The 16,692-nt window shown below is 61.7% G+C and carries 17 protein-coding genes; 15 read left to right on the top strand and 2 right to left on the bottom strand.

The features are described 5' to 3' along the window. Position 1 precedes the first annotated feature (1 nt). The 10 genes from ASC97_RS13305 (at position 2) to ASC97_RS13260 (ending at position 7,380) form a co-directional block, all read left to right on the top strand. On the top strand, positions 2 to 1,345 hold the full coding sequence (locus ASC97_RS13305; protein WP_057468793.1) for a pyruvate dehydrogenase complex dihydrolipoamide acetyltransferase: 1,344 nt from the start codon (positions 2 to 4) through the stop codon (positions 1,343 to 1,345). 19 nt (positions 1,346 to 1,364) lie between these two features. Further along, a complete protein-coding gene (locus tag ASC97_RS13300; RefSeq protein WP_057468792.1) occupies positions 1,365 to 2,006 on the top strand; it encodes an SGNH/GDSL hydrolase family protein in 642 nt (213 codons plus the stop codon). Between the two features lie 2 nt (positions 2,007 to 2,008). Beyond that, on the top strand, positions 2,009 to 2,590 hold the full coding sequence (locus ASC97_RS13295) for a GNAT family N-acetyltransferase (protein ID WP_057468791.1): 582 nt from the start codon (positions 2,009 to 2,011) through the stop codon (positions 2,588 to 2,590). Positions 2,591 to 2,605: 15 nt separating this feature from the next. Then, complete coding sequence (gene lpdA / locus ASC97_RS13290; RefSeq protein WP_057468790.1) at positions 2,606 to 4,054, top strand: dihydrolipoyl dehydrogenase; 1,449 nt, start codon at positions 2,606 to 2,608, stop codon at positions 4,052 to 4,054. Positions 4,055 to 4,155: 101 nt separating this feature from the next. Further along, entirely contained in the window at positions 4,156 to 4,410 is a 255-nt protein-coding gene (locus ASC97_RS13285) for a GlsB/YeaQ/YmgE family stress response membrane protein (protein WP_057468789.1), read from the top strand. A gap of 15 nt (positions 4,411 to 4,425) precedes the next feature. Continuing rightward, positions 4,426 to 4,674 (top strand): GlsB/YeaQ/YmgE family stress response membrane protein, encoded by a 249-nt coding sequence (locus tag ASC97_RS13280; protein WP_057468788.1) that lies wholly within the window; start codon positions 4,426 to 4,428, stop codon positions 4,672 to 4,674. A gap of 37 nt (positions 4,675 to 4,711) precedes the next feature. Then, a complete protein-coding gene (gene lipA / locus ASC97_RS13275) occupies positions 4,712 to 5,683 on the top strand; it encodes a lipoyl synthase (RefSeq protein ID WP_057468787.1) in 972 nt (323 codons plus the stop codon). A 61-nt stretch (positions 5,684 to 5,744) separates the two neighbouring features. Next, positions 5,745 to 6,317: an AAA family ATPase gene (locus tag ASC97_RS13270; protein WP_057468786.1), complete on the top strand. Its 573-nt coding sequence runs from the start codon at positions 5,745 to 5,747 to the stop codon at positions 6,315 to 6,317. A gap of 40 nt (positions 6,318 to 6,357) precedes the next feature. Further along, a complete protein-coding gene (locus ASC97_RS13265; protein ID WP_113000488.1) occupies positions 6,358 to 6,927 on the top strand; it encodes an AAA family ATPase in 570 nt (189 codons plus the stop codon). A 9-nt stretch (positions 6,928 to 6,936) separates the two neighbouring features. Next, positions 6,937 to 7,380: a type II toxin-antitoxin system RatA family toxin gene (locus ASC97_RS13260; RefSeq protein WP_057468784.1), complete on the top strand. Its 444-nt coding sequence runs from the start codon at positions 6,937 to 6,939 to the stop codon at positions 7,378 to 7,380. On the opposite strand, the gene ASC97_RS13255 is transcribed toward ASC97_RS13260, so the two are convergent. Both ASC97_RS13255 and ASC97_RS13250 read right to left on the bottom strand, forming a co-directional pair. Beyond that, positions 7,371 to 7,871, bottom strand: coding sequence for a CinA family protein (locus ASC97_RS13255; RefSeq protein ID WP_057468783.1), 501 nt, complete (start codon positions 7,869 to 7,871; stop codon positions 7,371 to 7,373). The genes ASC97_RS13260 and ASC97_RS13255 overlap by 10 nt on opposite strands. Beyond that, entirely contained in the window at positions 7,868 to 9,088 is a 1,221-nt protein-coding gene (locus tag ASC97_RS13250; protein WP_057468782.1) for a bifunctional 2-C-methyl-D-erythritol 4-phosphate cytidylyltransferase/2-C-methyl-D-erythritol 2,4-cyclodiphosphate synthase, read from the bottom strand. Before ASC97_RS13250 ends, ASC97_RS13255 begins: the two co-directional genes overlap by 4 nt. A 162-nt stretch (positions 9,089 to 9,250) precedes the next feature. On the opposite strand from ASC97_RS13250, the gene dusB reads away from it, so the two are divergent. The 5 genes from dusB (at position 9,251) to ntrX (ending at position 16,669) form a co-directional block, all read left to right on the top strand. After that, positions 9,251 to 10,252 (top strand): tRNA dihydrouridine synthase DusB, encoded by a 1,002-nt coding sequence (dusB, locus tag ASC97_RS13245; protein ID WP_057468781.1) that lies wholly within the window; start codon positions 9,251 to 9,253, stop codon positions 10,250 to 10,252. Then, positions 10,249 to 11,403, top strand: a complete 1,155-nt coding sequence (locus ASC97_RS13240) for a two-component system sensor histidine kinase NtrB (RefSeq protein ID WP_057468780.1) — start codon at positions 10,249 to 10,251, stop codon at positions 11,401 to 11,403. The genes dusB and ASC97_RS13240 overlap by 4 nt, the downstream gene beginning before the upstream one ends. Then, positions 11,400 to 12,851 carry a nitrogen regulation protein NR(I) gene (ntrC, locus tag ASC97_RS13235; protein ID WP_057468779.1) on the top strand — a complete coding sequence of 484 codons (1,452 nt, stop codon included), beginning with the start codon at positions 11,400 to 11,402 and terminating at the stop codon, positions 12,849 to 12,851. Before ASC97_RS13240 ends, ntrC begins: the two co-directional genes overlap by 4 nt. A gap of 193 nt (positions 12,852 to 13,044) precedes the next feature. Continuing rightward, positions 13,045 to 15,315: a sensor histidine kinase NtrY-like gene (locus tag ASC97_RS13230; protein ID WP_057468778.1), complete on the top strand. Its 2,271-nt coding sequence runs from the start codon at positions 13,045 to 13,047 to the stop codon at positions 15,313 to 15,315. Next, on the top strand, positions 15,305 to 16,669 hold the full coding sequence (ntrX, locus tag ASC97_RS13225) for a nitrogen assimilation response regulator NtrX (RefSeq protein WP_057468777.1): 1,365 nt from the start codon (positions 15,305 to 15,307) through the stop codon (positions 16,667 to 16,669). The genes ASC97_RS13230 and ntrX overlap by 11 nt, the downstream gene beginning before the upstream one ends. Positions 16,670 to 16,692 lie beyond the last annotated feature (23 nt).

Raw genomic sequence — 16,692 nt, 5'->3', positions numbered from 1 at the left:
GATGCCTATCAACATCACGATGCCTGCCCTCTCTCCGACGATGGAAGAAGGCAATCTGGCCAAGTGGCTCGTCAAGGAAGGCGATACGGTTAAGTCCGGCGATGTGATCGCCGAGATCGAAACCGACAAGGCGACGATGGAAGTCGAAGCCGTCGACGAAGGCACCGTTGCCAAGATCGTCGTTCCCGCCGGCACCGAAGGCGTCAAGGTCAATGCGCTGATCGCGGTTCTGGCTGCCGACGGCGAAGACGTCGGCGCTGCGGCCAGCGGTGCAGGTGCTGCCGTTCCGGCTCCGAAGGCCGAAGCTGTCGCTGCGCCGAAGGCCGAACCCGCATCCGCGCCGTCCGCGTCGGTGGCTGCGACCGGCCGGGTCGACACCGGAGCGCCTGCTGAAAACACCAACCGCACCTTCTCCTCGCCGCTCGCACGTCGACTGGCGAAGGAAGCAGGTATCGACCTGTCGGCAATCGCTGGTTCGGGTCCGCACGGTCGCGTCGTCAAGAGCGACGTGGAAGCTGCGGCCGCAGGCGGCGGTGCAAAGGCTGCTCCGGCACCTGCTACAGCTGCTCCCCAGGCTGCCGCGGCTCCTGCCTCCGCACCGAAGGGCGCTTCTGAGGAGGCCGTGCTCAAGCTGTTCGAGCCCGGCTCCTATGAGCTCGTGCCGCATGACGGCATGCGCAAGGTCATCGCCAAGCGCCTCGTCGAATCCAAGCAGACCGTGCCGCACTTCTACGTCACCGTCGATTGCGAACTCGATGCGCTGCTGGCGTTGCGCGCCCAGCTTAACGACGCGGCTCCCCGCAAGGATGGCGGCGCCGCCTACAAGCTCTCCGTCAACGACATGGTCATCAAGGCCATGGCCCTTGCGCTGCGCGATGTTCCGGATGCCAACGTTTCCTGGACCGAAAGCAATATGGTCAAGCACAAGCACGTCGACGTCGGCGTCGCCGTCTCGATCCCGGGCGGCCTGATCACTCCGATCATCCGCAAGGCCGAGGAAAAGACGTTGTCGGTCATCTCCAACGAGATGCGCGACCTCGGCAAGCGCGCCAAGGATCGCAAGCTGAAGCCCGAAGAATTCCAGGGCGGCACCACGTCGGTCTCCAACATGGGCATGATGGGCGTGAAGCAGTTCGCGGCCGTCATCAACCCGCCGCATGCAACGATCCTGGCGGTTGGCGCCGGCGAACAGCGGGTCATCGTCCGCAAGGGCGAAATGGTGATCGCAACCGTGATGAGCGTCACGTTGTCGACGGATCATCGCTGCGTCGACGGCGCCCTCGGTGCAGAGCTGCTGCAGGCATTCAAGGGCTACATCGAAAATCCGATGGGCATGCTCGTCTGAGACGAAAGCGGAGACGGAAATGACGAAGACCGTTCTTTGCTACGGCGACTCGCTGACCTGGGGTTACGACGCCGTTTCCATCGGTCGTCACGACTACAAGGACCGATGGCCGAGCACGCTGCAGGCAGCCCTCGGCAACGAGGTCAGGATCATTGCCGAGGGCCTGAACGGTCGCACGACTGCATTCGACGATCATCTCGCCGATTGCGATCGCAACGGTGCACGCGTCCTGCCGACGATCCTGCAGACGCATGCGCCGCTCGATCTCGTCATCCTCCTGCTCGGCACAAACGACATGAAGCCGGTCGTGGCGGGATCGGCGTTTGCCGCCTGCCAGGGCATTGCCCGGTTGGTCAGGCTGATCCGCAATCATGCCTGGCCTTTCGAATTCGACGCGCCGGATATCCTGATCGTCGCGCCGCCGAAGGTCTGCGAGACGGCAAACGTGCCGTTCGCGGCGTCCTTCGTCGGAGGCATCGAGGAGTCGGCCAAGCTTGCGACCCTTTATCGCGATCTCGCCGACGAGCTTGGTTGTGGCTTCTTCGACGGCAATTCCGTTGCCAAGACGACGCCGCTCGACGGCATACATCTTGATGCGGAGAATACCCGCGCTCTCGGGCGCGGTCTTGAGTCGACCGTGCGGATGATGCTGGGGCTTTGACCATGGGGTCTTTCGTGTCGCTGCGTCCCGCGGTGCGGGAGGATGCGGCCGAACTGGCGGTTCTCGTGGATATTGCCTCGCACGGCTTTGCCTCGTGGCTCTGGCTGACCGACCTTGGAAACGGCGGCGGCGACACGCCGCTGGAACTGGGCCGACGGAAGATGCGCCGGGACGAAGGCCGTGGTGCCTGGGGTGACGCCGTCATTGCCGAGGCTTACGGCGAGATTGCCGGAGCCGCGATCGGCTACGGGCTGGGTGAAGGCATACGTGACATCCAACCGGATCACCCGGCTCTCAAGCCGGTAATCGATCTGCAGAAGATGGTGATTGGAAGCTGGTTTATCGAAACGCTCGCTGTCTACAGCCACCTACGAGGCATCGGGATCGCCAGCCGGATATTGGAAGACCAGATCGAGCGGGCGGGAAAACTGCCGGTCAGCCTGATCACCGCAGGCTATAACGAAGCGGCACTGACGCTTTATGGGAAGAACGGATTTTCGGAGACGGCGCGCATCGATGCGGTGTCTTTTTTCGAAAGCAGCAGGAAACACGAGTGGGTGCTTTTCACCCGCGACGCCCGATAACAAAGGCAGGAAAATATGGCTGAGAATTACGACGTCATCATCATCGGCTCCGGTCCGGGCGGCTATGTCGCCGCTGTGCGCGCCGGTCAGCTGGGCCTCAAGACCGCAATCATCGAGCGTGAGCATTTGGGCGGCATCTGCCTGAACTGGGGCTGCATTCCGACCAAGGCGCTGCTGCGCTCTGCCGAGATTCTCGACCATTCCAACCACCTGAAGGACTACGGCCTCGTTCTCGAGGGCAAGGTCAGCGCCGATGTGAAGGCGGTCGTGGCCCGCTCGCGCGGCGTCTCCGCCCGCCTCAATACCGGCGTGGGCTTCCTGATGAAGAAGAACAAGGTGGATGTGATCTGGGGCGAAGCCAAGATTACCAAGCCCGGTGAAATCGTCGTCACCAAGTCCAGCAAGCCGGCCGTCGAGCCGCAGCATCCGCTGCCGAAGAACATCAAGAGCGCGGAGGGCACATACACCGCCAAGCACATCATCATCGCCACTGGCGCCCGTCCGCGCGCTCTGCCCGGCATCGAGCCGGATGGCAAGCTGATCTGGACCTATTTCGAAGCGCTGAAGCCCGATGTCCTGCCGAAGTCGCTGATCGTCATGGGCTCTGGCGCGATCGGCATCGAGTTTGCAAGCTTCTATCGTTCGATGGGCGTTGACGTCACCGTCGTCGAAGTCATGCCGACCATCATGCCGGTCGAAGACGCCGAAGTCACTGCGATTGCCCGCAAGCAACTGGAAAAGCGCGGCCTCAAGATCTTCACGAGCGCCAAGGTTACCAAGGTGGAGAAGGCTGCCAACAGCGTGACCGCCCATGTCGAAACGGCCGACGGCAAGGTTCAGCAGATCACGGCTGACCGGATGATTTCGGCCGTGGGCGTGCAGGGCAACATTGAAAACCTCGGTCTCGAGGCACTCGGCGTCAAAACGGACCGCGGCTGCGTGGTCATCGACGGCTACGGCAAGACCAACGTGCCGGGCATCTACGCCATCGGCGACGTCGCCGGCCCGCCGATGCTTGCCCACAAGGCCGAGCACGAGGGCGTCGTCTGCATCGAAAAGATCGCCGGTCTGCCGAACGTGCATCCCACCGACAAGAGCAAGGTGCCAGGCTGCACCTACTGCAACCCTCAGGTCGCGTCCGTCGGCCTGACCGAAGCCAGGGCCAAGGAACAGGGCCGCGACATACGTGTCGGCCGGTTCTCCTTCGCTGCAAACGGCAAGGCGATCGCACTCGGCGAAGACCAGGGCATGGTCAAGGTCATCTTCGACAAGAAGACCGGTGAACTGCTCGGCGCGCACATGGTCGGCGCTGAAGTGACCGAGCTCATTCAGGGCTTCGTCGTGGCAATGAACCTAGAGACGACGGAAGAAGAGCTGATGCACACCATCTTCCCGCACCCGACGGTATCCGAAAGCATGAAGGAAGCCGTTCTCGACGCTTACGGCCGGGTTTTGAACGCTTGATAATTTCCTGCGCCGCCCTTTATCCCGAGGCGGCACAAGCCGTCCCCCGAGGGCGGCGCAAGCCGTCCCGACAGGGGTGGAAAAAACGAAAGGAAATCATCATGTCTATGGGTACGCAGGCATTGCTCATCTTTCTCCTGATCGGTCTGGTCGCGGGCTTTCTCGCCAGCCTGATCGTCGGAGGAGGCGGATTGATACGATGCCTGCTCAGCGGCATCATCGGCGCGTTCGTCGGAGGGTTTCTCTTCAACGCGCTCGGGATTTCGCTGGGGATTGAGAATGCGATCGTGGTGCAGATCATTCACGCGACCATCGGTGCCATCATCGTGGTGCTGATCGCAAGAGCGATAGCGTAAGGGGCGAAGGACAGGATGGAAGGCGTAGGCTGGATTGCAGCAATCATCATCGGCGGTTTTGCGGGCTGGCTTGCCGGCAAGCTGATGGAAGCCCGTTACGGCATATTGCTGAACATCGTGCTCGGTATCGTCGGCTCGGTTGTGGCGACTGCGATCCTGGCGCAGTTTCATCTTGAAGTGGCCGGTGGCAGGCTCGGTTACTTCATAACGGGTTTCCTTGGTGCCTGCCTGCTGATATTCGTCGCGCGGCTTGCACGCCGATAGGGTCTAGCCGCATGGGGCGGCGGAGAGTTGAACTGCTATGGTAACCATTCTCGACACGATCAATCCCGACGCAAAACGCGTGCGGCATCCGGAAAAGGCGCATCGCCCGGACACGGAAGTCATGCGCAAGCCGGACTGGATCCGCGTCAAGGCGCCGACCTCCAAGGGTTATGCCGAAACGCGTTCGATTGTGAAGGAGCATAAGCTCGTCACCGTTTGCGAAGAAGCCGGCTGCCCCAATATCGGCGAGTGCTGGGACAAGAAGCACGCGACCTTCATGATCATGGGCGAGATCTGTACGCGGGCCTGCGCCTTCTGCAACGTCGCGACAGGCAAGCCGAACGCGCTCGACATGGCCGAGCCCGAAAATGTGGCCAAGGCGGTCAAGCAGATGGGCCTCAGCCACGTCGTCATCACATCCGTCGACCGCGACGATCTGGCAGACGGCGGCGCCGAGCACTTCGAGAAGGTGATCTGGGCGATCCGCGCCGCGTCGCCGGCAACGACGATCGAGATCCTGACGCCCGACTTCCTGAAGAAGCCCGGAGCGCTGGAGCGTGTCGTCGCCGCCAAGCCCGACGTGTTCAACCACAACATGGAAACCGTGCCCGGCAACTACCTGACCGTTCGCCCCGGCGCCCGCTACTTCCACTCCATCCGCCTGCTGCAGCGGGTGAAGGAACTGGACCCGACGATGTTCACCAAATCAGGCATCATGGTGGGCCTCGGAGAAGAGCGCAACGAAGTGCTGCAGCTGATGGACGACCTGCGCACGGCGGATGTGGACTTCCTGACGATCGGCCAATACCTGCAGCCCACCCGCAAGCACCATGCGGTCATGAGCTTCGTCACCCCTGACGAGTTCAAGTCCTACGAGACCGTTGCCTATACCAAGGGCTTCCTTATGGTGGCCTCCAGCCCTCTGACGCGCTCCTCGCACCATGCCGGCGACGACTTTGCCCGCCTGAGGGCCGCGCGCGAGAAGAAACTGCTTGTGGCGGCCGAGTAAATGCGGTTGTCTGATATCTAAAGTTGTGTAAATTGCGCTGCTCCATTTCGGGAGCCCGCACATGCCCAACGGTATCTCAAGCATCGAGGATGCTGCAGACAGACTGCGCCATGCGCGCAGGATCGTTGTCTTTGGCTGTTCCGGTGGCGGCAAGAGCACGTTTTCGCAGAAACTGTCCCGCACTCTCGGCCTGCGCTACGTCTCCATGGACCGCGAAGTCTTCTGGTTGCCCGGTTGGGTTTGGAGACCGCGGGCCGAGCAGCGACAGTTGATCGCCGGAATCGTCGCCGAAGATCGCTGGATCATCGACGGCAACAATCCCAAGTCCCTCGATCTGCGATTGCCACGCGCCGATATCGTCCTCTGGGTGCGGGTGCCGCGCTGGCTGTGCCTCTGGAGCATAGTCAGACGCGGCTTCGTCTACCGCGGGAAAACCCGGCCCGATATGGCGCCGGGATGCCTCGAGCGAATACCGGACTGGCATTTCATCTCATATGTCTGGAATTTCGAGCGCGACGATGTGCCCGAATTTATGGAGGGTGTCCGGCTCCACGGTCCATTCGTTCCGATCGTGCAGCTGAGCAGCAGGGCTGAGATGAGGGCGCTGCTTCATCGCGTCGTTCCGGCCGCCTGAGTGATCAAGTCGTTTCGATATCTATCTGCAGGAATGGAACATGCCGAGGTTTGTTACCGATCTAGCTCAAGCCGCCGGAATTTTGAAGCGTTCCAATCGCATTTTGGTCATCGGCTGCTCTGGCGGCGGGAAGACGACACTCTCGAAGCAGATAGGCGAACGGCTCGATGTCCGCCACATATCGATGGACCGTGAGTTCTACTGGTTGCCTGGCTGGGTCAAGCGACCGAAGGGCGAAGAGCGGGACATGATCGCCGCCGCGGTTGTGACCGAACGGTGGCTGATGGATGGCACCGGTTCATCTACATTCGATCTGCGCTTGCCGAGAACCGAATTTGTCCTGTGGGTCCGGTTGCCGCGCTGGCGATGCGTGCTTGGCGTCACCCGTCGTTGGTTGCGCTGGCGAGGCAGACCGCGACCGGAGATGGCGGCGGGTTGCCCGGAGAAACTCGATCTTGAGTTTCTGAGCTTCATATGGAATTTCGAACGCCGCTTCGTGCCGCTGATCGTTGATGGAATCGACCGGTTCGCGCCCGACGTTCCCGTCCTTCAGTTGAAATCGCATCAAGAAATGCGTCACCTTCTTGATCTTCTCCGCGCTCCCGCTTAACTGCCGATCATGCCTCAGTTCGAAACGCATCGCCCCGTCCCACACTCCGCAGATCAGATGTTCGACCTCGTCGCCGACGTCGAGCGCTATCCGCAATTCCTGCCGCTTTGCGAAGCCCTTTCCATCCGCAGCCGCAAGGAGCGCGACGGCAAGGTCCTGCTGATCGCCGATATGACCGTCGGCTACAAGGCGATCCGCGAAACCTTCACGACGCAGGTCCTGCTCAACAAGGCTGAGCGTGTCATCGACGTCAAATACATCGACGGGCCGTTCAAATATCTCGACAATCGCTGGCGATTCGAAGACACGTCAACGGGTTCCAACGTCCACTTCTTCATCGACTACGAGTTCAGGAGCCGCATCCTCGGCGCGCTCATGGGCTCGATGTTCGACCGGGCCTTCAGGATGTTTTCCGAGGCGTTTGAGACGCGCGCGGGGAAGATCTATGCTTGAGCGAGCTGCCTGATCATGGCGAGTGCCGTTCTGACCGTGGCAAGCCGCACCTGATCGCGGCCGATATCGCCGTAGAGCATCTTTCGGTGAACAAGCCCTGACGTGCGTGACTTGGCCGCAAGGTGAACGAGCCCGACCGGCTTCTCCGCCGATCCGCCGCCCGGACCGGCCACGCCGGTCACCGCAATCGCGATGTCGGCATGCGAGCGGAAGAGGGCGCCGTGCACCATCTGCCGTGCCGTCTCTTCCGAGACGGCACCATAGCGGGTGAGTGTGCCCTCCTGGACGCCCAGCATCTCCATTTTGGCTCTATTCGTATAGGTGACGAAGCCGCGATCCACGACCGCCGAGGAGCCTGCGATCTCCGTCAGCGCGCCGGCAATCAGGCCGCCCGTGCAGGATTCGGCCGTCGAGACCATGATGCCCGCTGCGGTGAAATCGCGCACGAGCGCTTCCGCCTCGGCGATTATATCGGCGGGGAACAGGCTCATGGCCGGGCGCCTTGATAGACGACAGTCGCCGTGGCGATCGCAGCGATGCCCTCACGGCGTCCAACAAAGCCGATCGTCTCGTTGGTGGTGGCCTTGACCGAGCAGCGGTCGATTGAAATGCCGAGAAATTCCGAGAGCTTGGCGCGCATCTCGTCGCGGTGGGGTCCCACCTTCGGGGCTTCGGCGATAAGCGACACATCGGCGTTCATGATCGTGCCGCCGCGTTCGCGCACGATCCGGGCGGCATGCTCGATGAAAATGCGCGACGGAGCGCCTTTCCATTGCGGATCCGATGGCGGGAAATGGTCGCCGATATCGCCGGCGCCGCAGGTGGCAAGCAATGCGTCCGTCAGTGCGTGAAGGGCAACGTCGGCATCCGAATGTCCCTTGAGCCTCTGGTCGTGCGGAATGAAGACGCCGCACAGCGTCACACCGTCGCCGGGCTCAAGCTGATGCACGTCGTAGCCGTTGCCGGTGCGTACGTCCGGCAGCACTGCGCTTGAAAGTCTGTTGTCCGCCATTGCGATATCGCGCCTCACTGTCAGCTTCACGTTGTCCGCGTTTCCTTCGACGATCATAACCGGAATGCCGGCCCATTCGGCAATGGCGGCGTCGTCGGTGAAATCGGCGCGCTCTGCGGCCGCTGCCTTCTCGTGTGCTGCAAGGATCGGCTCGAAGGCGAAGGATTGCGGCGTCTGGGCGGCATAGAGCTGCGCACGGGGAACAGTTTCGATCACCGTTCCGGCAGCATCCGCACGCTTCAGGGTATCGGCGACGGCCATCGCCGGCAAAACGGCCTCCGCGCCATCCGACAGGGCGGCGGCAATCCGGTCCAGGAGTTCGTGTTCGATGAACGGCCGTACCGCGTCGTGGATCAGGACATGCGTTACTGCCTTGGACCTCAAATGGCGCAGGCCCGCCAGAACCGATTGCTGGCGCGTGGTGCCGCCGTGGACGACCTCGATCGGGACGGCAGACGCAAGCCTGCCGGCCGCCTTGGCGAATAGGGCCTTGTCGTCGGGATGAATCACCGCGACGATCTGCCGTGCCGCCTGCCACGCGATGAACTTTTCAAGCGTATGGGCAATCACGGGTTTGCCGCCGATCGGGCGATACTGCTTCGGCCCCTCTTCTGGCGCGCCCGCGCGCTCGCCGCGACCGGCGGCCACGATGACAATTCCGATCGATATCGGTTGCGTTGGATGCATTTGCGGCATAAATCCCCAAAAAGCAGAATTTGCACTGGTGCTCTAACGGCTTGGCGCACCGAATTCCAGCATTTGCCCGAAAAATATCAATTCGGGCACTGCCCCCTTGGCAAGCCATTTAAACCTGTCTAAAAATAGTGCACCTGTCCGGCGTGCCCGAAAGATAATCATTTGTGTGAAATAGACCTCGCATCCCCATTGCGGATCGGATCCGTCACGGTGCGCAACCGCATCGTCCTGGCACCGATGTCCGGCGTGACCGATATGCCTTTCCGCCAACTGGCGTGGCGCCATGGTGCTGGCCTGGTCGTGACGGAAATGGTGGCAAGCCGCGAACTTGTCAACAATACCTCCGAATCCTGGGCTCGACTGGAGGCTGCGGGATTCCAGCCGCATATGGTGCAGCTGGCCGGGCGCGAGGCGCATTGGATGGCGGAGGCGGCGAAAATTGCCGCAGACCATGGTGCCGATATCATCGACATCAACATGGGCTGCCCTGCCAAGAAGGTGATCGGCGGTTATTCCGGCTCAGCACTGATGCGCGATCCCGACCATGCCCTCGGTCTCATCGAAGCCACCGTCAAGGCCGTCAACGTGCCTGTGACATTGAAGATGCGGCTGGGCTGGGATGAGAACACCATCAATGCGCCCGAGATCGCCAAGCGCGCCGAGGATGCCGGTGTCGAGCTCGTGACCATTCATGGCCGAACGCGCATGCAGTTTTACGAGGGGCGTGCCGATTGGGACGCAATCCGTGCCGTCCGCGATGTCCTCTCCATTCCACTGGTTGCCAACGGCGATGTCGAGACCGTCGAGGATGCGCATGAGATTCTGCGACGCTCCGGCGCCGATGCGGTGATGATCGGTCGCGGGTGCCAGGGGCGGCCTTGGCATGCCGGCGTGCTCGCCGGCGAGCAGGCACCGCAGGCGTGGGAGATCGCCGGTATTGCCACCGAGCACTACCGGATGATGCTTGAGTTCTATGGCGAGGAGGTTGCCGTACGCCACGCGCGCAAGCACCTCGGCTGGTATCTGGAGCGATTCGCTCCGGCAATTGCAGCGACCGACAAGGCTGCGATCATGACTGCGCGGGATCCCGGTGAGGTTTCGCGGCGATTCCACGATGCCCTGATTGCCTCGGCATCGGACAACGAAACCCGGGAGGCCGCATGACCAACGATGTGCCGCTATCGGCCGACCACGCCGGCAGTGCCGTTGCCATGTCGGTACTCAACGCCATCCAGAATCCGGTCGTCATGGTCAATGAGGCCGGGCTTGTGGCATTTGCCAATTGGGAAGCCGAGGCATTTTTCGGCGCCAGCGCTTCGCACCTCGCCCGCTACAGGATCTCGACGTTCATCCCGTTCGGCAGTCCGCTTCTAGCGCTGATCGATCAGGTGCGGGAGCGCCGCGCACCAATCAACGAATATCGCGTCGACCTGAGCTCGCCGCGGCTCGGCCAGGACAAGCTGGTGGATATCTACGTGGCACCGGTCGTCAGCGAACCGGGCTCCGTCGTGATCGTTTTCCAGGAGCGCTCGATGGCCGACAAGATCGATCGGCAGCTGACCCATCGCGCGGCAGCCCGCTCGGTGACCGGCTTGGCATCGATGCTCGCGCATGAGATCAAGAATCCGCTTTCGGGGATTCGCGGCGCGGCACAACTGCTCGAGCAGTCCGCTGACGATGAAGATCGTGCTCTGACCCGCCTCATCTGTGACGAAACAGACCGTATCGTCTCGCTCGTCGATCGCATGGAGGTTTTCTCCGATGAGCGGCCGGTGGACCGTGTTCCGGTCAATATCCACTCCGTTCTCGATCATGTGAAGGCGGTCGCCAGGGCAGGGTTTGCGCGCCATCTGCGGATCACTGAGAGCTACGATCCGTCGCTGCCGTCCGTCTATGCCAACCGCGATCAGCTCGTTCAGGTCTTCCTCAACCTCGTCAAGAATGCTGCAGAGGCAGTCGGCGACCGGCCGGACGGCGAGATCGTGCTGACGACCGCCTACCGGCCCGGCATCCGCCTGTCAGTCGCCGGAACGCGCGAGAAGATTTCGCTGCCGCTGGAATTCTGCGTTCAGGACAATGGGCCCGGCGTGCCGTCCGATCTGCTGCCGCATCTCTTCGACCCGTTCATCACCACCAAGACGAATGGCAGCGGCCTCGGACTTGCGCTCGTGGCTAAGATTATCGGCGATCACGGTGGGATCATCGAATGCGACAGCCAGAGCAACAAGACGACCTTCCGTGTTCTGATGCCGGCATCCAAGGATGCTTCGCTTGAGGACGCAACGATCATGAACCCCACAGGACCTTCTCGATGACAGCAACGATCCTCGTCGCAGATGATGATGCGGCAATTCGTACCGTGCTAAATCAGGCCTTGAGCCGCGCCGGTTATGATGTGCGTATCACCTCCAACGCCGCAACGTTGTGGCGCTGGGTTTCGGCAGGCGAGGGCGATCTCGTCGTGACCGACGTCGTGATGCCCGATGAAAACGCGTTCGATTTGCTGCCGCGCATCAAGAAGGCTCGTCCAGACCTCCCGGTCCTCGTCATGAGCGCGCAGAATACCTTTATGACGGCCATCAAGGCATCGGAGAAGGGCGCCTACGATTATTTGCCGAAGCCATTCGACCTGACGGAGCTGATCGGCATCATCGGGCGCGCGCTGGCGGAGCCGAAACGCAAGCCGGCAAAGCTCGACGAGGACATGCAGGACGGCATGCCGCTGGTCGGCCGCTCAGCGGCGATGCAGGAAATCTACCGCGTGCTCGCGCGCCTGATGCAGACAGATCTGACGCTGATGATCACCGGTGAGTCAGGCACTGGCAAGGAACTCGTCGCCCGGGCGCTTCACGACTACGGCAAGCGTCGCAATGGTCCTTTCGTGGCCATCAACATGGCTGCCATTCCGCGCGATCTGATCGAATCGGAACTGTTCGGCCACGAAAAGGGGGCGTTTACCGGCGCGCAGACGCGTTCGACGGGCCGCTTCGAACAGGCCGAAGGCGGCACGCTGTTCCTGGACGAAATCGGCGACATGCCGATGGATGCGCAGACGCGCCTGCTTCGCGTCCTGCAGCAGGGCGAATACACAACCGTCGGCGGACGTACACCGATCCGCACCGATGTCCGCATCGTGGCGGCGACCAACAAGGACCTGAAGCAAGCCATCAACCAGGGCCTGTTCCGCGAAGATCTCTATTACCGCCTCAACGTCGTTCCGTTGCGTCTGCCGCCGCTGCGGGACCGCGCGGAGGACATTCCGGACCTCGTCCGGCACTTCATCCAGCAAGCCGAAAAGGAAGGGCTGGGGACCAAGCGCTTCGATCAGGAGGCGCTGGACCTGATGAAGGCCTATGCCTGGCCAGGCAATGTTCGCGAACTCGAGAACCTTATTCGGCGTCTCATGGCGCTCTATCCGCAGGATGTCATCACGCGCGAGATCATCGAGTCCGAACTGCGGTCTGACGTTCCTGATAGTCCGATCGAGAAGGGACCGATCCGCAACGGCAACATGACCATTGCGCAGGCTGTCGAAGAAAACATGCGGACCTATTTTGCGAGCTTTGGCGACAACTTGCCTCCCCCCGGGCTCTACGACCGCATCCTGACGGAGATGGAATATCCGCTCATTCTCGCAGCGCTGACAGCCACGCGCGGCAACCAGATAAAGGCTGCCGATCTGCTTGGCCTCAACCGCAACACGCTGCGCAAGAAGATCAGGGAACTCGGTGTATCCGTGTACAGAAGCTCCCGCACGGCTTGACAATGTGACAGGCTGCGTTGCATTTTCGCCACATTGCGTTGCTTATAAGTCACGCAAGGGGTTTGTGTTTTCGCAGCTGTTCTAGACCCATCCGGTCCCTCGTCCGACGTTGTCGGGCGGGCAGTGTTGCGGTTTCCGGCCCGATCCAACGTTGCTGCGGATGCTACGATCCGCCGCGAGGAGATTTAAGCGAATGAAGCAGGATGCGGTGCCGCCAGCTGTGGAAGGCGATCCGGTCACGGCCGTAACCGATCGCCGCGCGCTGTTTGCTCTGCCGGGGCTGATTCTTGCCGGGGGCGCGCTTCTCTGTGCCACACTGACGCTGTTTGTACTTCTCGGAGTGACCCCGATCGCGCCGACGTCGCCCGTCGTGATCACCTCCGTGGTGGTGAATTCCTTCTTCGTGCTGGGATTGATGGCGCTGATCGGGCGCGAGGTCCTGCGCCTCTTCAAGGCACGCAAGCGCGGCCGTGCGGCGGCGCGGCTGCATATCCGCATCGTGCTGCTGTTTTCGATCGTCGCGATCACGCCGGCCATCCTCGTCGCCATCTTCGCCAGCATCACACTGAACGCCGGCCTTGACCGCTGGTTCGCCCTGCGAACGCAATCGATCGTCAGTTCCTCCCGCAACATCGGGCAGGCTTACATGATGGAGAATGCGAGCTACCTTCAGGGGCAGACGGTTTCGATGGGCAACGACCTGGAGCGCAATCGCCCACTGTTCTCCCTTGATCGCACTGGATTTGCGGACCTGATGACCCGACAGGCGCGCGGCCGCGGGCTGCTTGGCGCGTTTCTGGTCCAGGCTGATGGTACGGTCATCACGCAGGCGGACATCAAAACCGAGAAGCCGTTGCCGGCGATCCCGACGGATGCGCTCAACAAGGCGTCTGCCGGACAACCGACCCTGATCCCGCCGGGAGTGACCAACCTCGTCGGTGCCATCATCAAGCTGGAAGCGATCGACGGAGCATTCCTCTACACGGTTCGCGCGGTCGACCCCAAGGTCATGACCGCGATGCGGATGATGGAGGAGAATGCCAACGAATATAAATCGATGGAAGCCGGCCGCTTCTCGCTGCAGATCGCCTTCGCCGTTCTCTATATCGGCTTTGCCTTGATCGTGCTGCTGGCGGCGATCTGGACGGCGATTGCCGTCGCGGACCGTATCGTGCGGCCGATCAGGCTGCTGATCACGGCTGCCGACAGCGTCGCATCCGGTAATATGGATGTCGTGGTGCCGGTGCACGTGGTGGACGGCGACGTTGCCAACCTGTCGCGCACCTTCAACAAGATGATCTCCGAAATTCGCACGCAGCGCGATGAAATCCTGGAAGCCAAGGACGAGGTCGACGATCGTCGTCGTTTCATCGAGGCGGTTCTGTCCGGCGTAACGGCCGCAGTCATCGGCGTCGAGCACGACCGTCGCTTGACGATCGTGAACAGTTCGGCTGAAACGCTGATGGCGCTGCCGGCGTCCGAAATGCTGGGCAAGAATCTCTCCGAGATCGCTCCCGAAGTCGATCAGGTTCTGACCGAGGCAGCTGCTCGCTATCGCGGCGACTTCCGCAAGCAGATCGCCCTGGTTCGCGGCGGGACGGTGAGGACGCTGAGCGTGCAGGTGACGCGTGAGGAAGTGCGCGACTTGAGCGAATCCTACGTGATCACGCTGGACGACATTACCGATCTCGTGATTGCGCAGCGGTCGACTGCCTGGGGTGACGTCGCACGGCGCATTGCCCATGAAATCAAGAATCCGTTGACGCCGATCCAGCTCTCGGCTGAGCGAATTCAGCGGCGCTTCGGCAAACAGATCGATCCGGCCGACCGGGGTGTCTTCGATCAATGCACCGAAACCATCGTCCGGCAGGTGGGTGATATCGGCCGCATGGTTGACGAGTTCTCCTCTTTCGCGCGCATGCCGAAACCAACCAAGGAGCCGAGCGATCTGCGCAAGATCCTCCACGACGCGGTCTTCCTGCGCGAGATGGGCAACAGCCACGTCAATTTCCTGCAGGAACTCGGAGATGGGCCACTGGAAGGGCAGTTCGACAGCCGAATGCTCGGTCAGGCATTCGGAAACCTGATCAAGAACGCCGTTGAGGCAATCGAGGCCGTGCCGAGCAATGAGCGCGAAGAGCGCAAGGTTCTCGTCCGCGCGGCGCTCGATCCGGCGCGCGACCGGTTTACTGTTGATGTGATCGACAACGGTCGCGGGCTGCCGGTGGAGAACCGCCACAGCATCCTGGAACCCTACATGACGATGCGCGAGAAGGGGACCGGTCTCGGGCTCGCCATCGTCAAGAAGATTATTGAAGAACATGGCGGACAGCTCGAATTGCACGACGCACCCGCCGATTTTGACCTGGGACGAGGTGCCATGATCCGCGTGCATCTGCCACGCCTGGAAACCATGCCCGCCGTTCCGGCTGCAAATGACAAGGAAAGCGCATATGGCCTCTGATATTCTGGTCGTCGACGACGAGCACGACATTCGCGAGATTGTTTCAGGCATTCTCTCTGACGAGGGCCACGAAACCCGCATGGCGCATGACAGTGACAGCGCGCTCGCGGCAATCTCCGACCGCGCTCCGAGGCTGATCTTCCTCGACATCTGGATGCAGGGCAGCAAGCTCGATGGCCTCTCCTTGCTGGACGAGATCAAGACGCGCCACCCTGATATTCCGGTTGTGATGATCTCCGGCCACGGCAACATCGAGACAGCGGTGTCGGCGATCAAGCGCGGCGCATTCGATTTCATCGAAAAGCCCTTCAAGGCCGATCGGCTGATTCTGATCGCCGAACGCGCGCTCGAAAACTCCAAGCTCAAGCGCGAAGTGTCCGAGCTGAAGCGGAAGGCCGGAGACCCCGTCGAGCTGATCGGTACCTCGGTTGCGGTTTCGCAGCTGCGCCAGAACATCGAAAAGGTTTCCCCGACCAACAGCCGCATCATGATTCTCGGTGCGTCCGGTTCCGGAAAGGAGCTGGTCGCCCGGATGATTCATAAGAAGTCGACGCGCTCGAGCGGCCCGTTCGTCGCCCTCAATGCGGCCAACATCACGCCGGATCGCATGGAAGTCGCGCTCTTCGGAACAGAAGGATCGCCGGGGCAGGCCCGCAAGATCGGTGCGCTGGAGGAAGCGCACCGCGGTATTCTCTATCTCGACGAAGTCGGAGAAATGCCGCGGGAGACACAGAACAAGATCCTGCGCGTGCTTGTCGATCAGCAGTTCGAGCGGGTCGGTGGATCAAAACGGGTAAAGGTCGATGTGCGCATCGTCTCATCCACCGCCTACAATCTTGAAAGCCGCATCGCCGAGGGCTGGTTCCGCGAGGATCTCTACCATCGCCTGGCCGTCGTGCCGGTCCGCGTTCCTGCGCTCGCCGAGCGTCGCGAAGATATCCCGTTCCTGGTCGATCAGCTGATGCGGCAGATCTCCGAGCAGGCGGGCATCCGCCTGCGCCGCATCGGCGACGACGCCATGGCGGTGCTGCAGGCGCATGACTGGCCGGGCAATATTCGCCAGCTTCGCAACAACATCGAACGCCTGATGATCCTGGCCCGCTCCGATGGCCCTGACGCACCCATTACGGCTGACATGCTGCCAACCGATCTCGGTGACATGTTGCCGAAAGTATCGGCGAAGAACGACTATCACATCATGACGCTGCCACTGCGCGAGGCGCGTGAAATGTTCGAAAAGGACTACCTCATCGCCCAGATCAACCGCTTCGGCGGCAATATTTCGCGCACGGCCGAGTTCGTCGGCATGGAGCGGTCGGCGCTTCACCGCAAGCTGAAGTCGCTCGGCGTCTGACTGAAGGGCGGCGCCCCGCGCCG

This window comes from Rhizobium sp. Root1203 (assembly GCF_001424945.1).
Taxonomy (GTDB): Bacteria; Pseudomonadota; Alphaproteobacteria; order Rhizobiales; family Rhizobiaceae; genus Rhizobium.
Note: the sequence above shows the minus strand (reverse complement) of the source record. Positions and strands in the feature narration are given on the sequence as shown.

What these genes read in the sequence shown, in the direction of transcription:
- ASC97_RS13305 (WP_057468793.1), top strand. Translation starts at nt 2, where the DNA reads ATGCCTATCAACATCACGATGCCTGCCCTCTCTCCGACGATGGAAGAA.
- ASC97_RS13300 (WP_057468792.1), top strand. Translation starts at nt 1,365, where the DNA reads ATGACGAAGACCGTTCTTTGCTACGGCGACTCGCTGACCTGGGGTTAC.
- ASC97_RS13295 (WP_057468791.1), top strand. Translation starts at nt 2,009, where the DNA reads ATGGGGTCTTTCGTGTCGCTGCGTCCCGCGGTGCGGGAGGATGCGGCC.
- lpdA (WP_057468790.1), top strand. Translation starts at nt 2,606, where the DNA reads ATGGCTGAGAATTACGACGTCATCATCATCGGCTCCGGTCCGGGCGGC.
- ASC97_RS13285 (WP_057468789.1), top strand. Translation starts at nt 4,156, where the DNA reads ATGTCTATGGGTACGCAGGCATTGCTCATCTTTCTCCTGATCGGTCTG.
- ASC97_RS13280 (WP_057468788.1), top strand. Translation starts at nt 4,426, where the DNA reads ATGGAAGGCGTAGGCTGGATTGCAGCAATCATCATCGGCGGTTTTGCG.
- lipA (WP_057468787.1), top strand. Translation starts at nt 4,712, where the DNA reads ATGGTAACCATTCTCGACACGATCAATCCCGACGCAAAACGCGTGCGG.
- ASC97_RS13270 (WP_057468786.1), top strand. Translation starts at nt 5,745, where the DNA reads ATGCCCAACGGTATCTCAAGCATCGAGGATGCTGCAGACAGACTGCGC.
- ASC97_RS13265 (WP_113000488.1), top strand. Translation starts at nt 6,358, where the DNA reads ATGCCGAGGTTTGTTACCGATCTAGCTCAAGCCGCCGGAATTTTGAAG.
- ASC97_RS13260 (WP_057468784.1), top strand. Translation starts at nt 6,937, where the DNA reads ATGCCTCAGTTCGAAACGCATCGCCCCGTCCCACACTCCGCAGATCAG.
- ASC97_RS13255 (WP_057468783.1), bottom strand. Translation starts at nt 7,871, where the DNA reads ATGAGCCTGTTCCCCGCCGATATAATCGCCGAGGCGGAAGCGCTCGTG.
- ASC97_RS13250 (WP_057468782.1), bottom strand. Translation starts at nt 9,088, where the DNA reads ATGCCGCAAATGCATCCAACGCAACCGATATCGATCGGAATTGTCATC.
- ASC97_RS13240 (WP_057468780.1), top strand. Translation starts at nt 10,249, where the DNA reads ATGACCAACGATGTGCCGCTATCGGCCGACCACGCCGGCAGTGCCGTT.
- ntrC (WP_057468779.1), top strand. Translation starts at nt 11,400, where the DNA reads ATGACAGCAACGATCCTCGTCGCAGATGATGATGCGGCAATTCGTACC.
- ASC97_RS13230 (WP_057468778.1), top strand. Translation starts at nt 13,045, where the DNA reads ATGAAGCAGGATGCGGTGCCGCCAGCTGTGGAAGGCGATCCGGTCACG.
- ntrX (WP_057468777.1), top strand. Translation starts at nt 15,305, where the DNA reads ATGGCCTCTGATATTCTGGTCGTCGACGACGAGCACGACATTCGCGAG.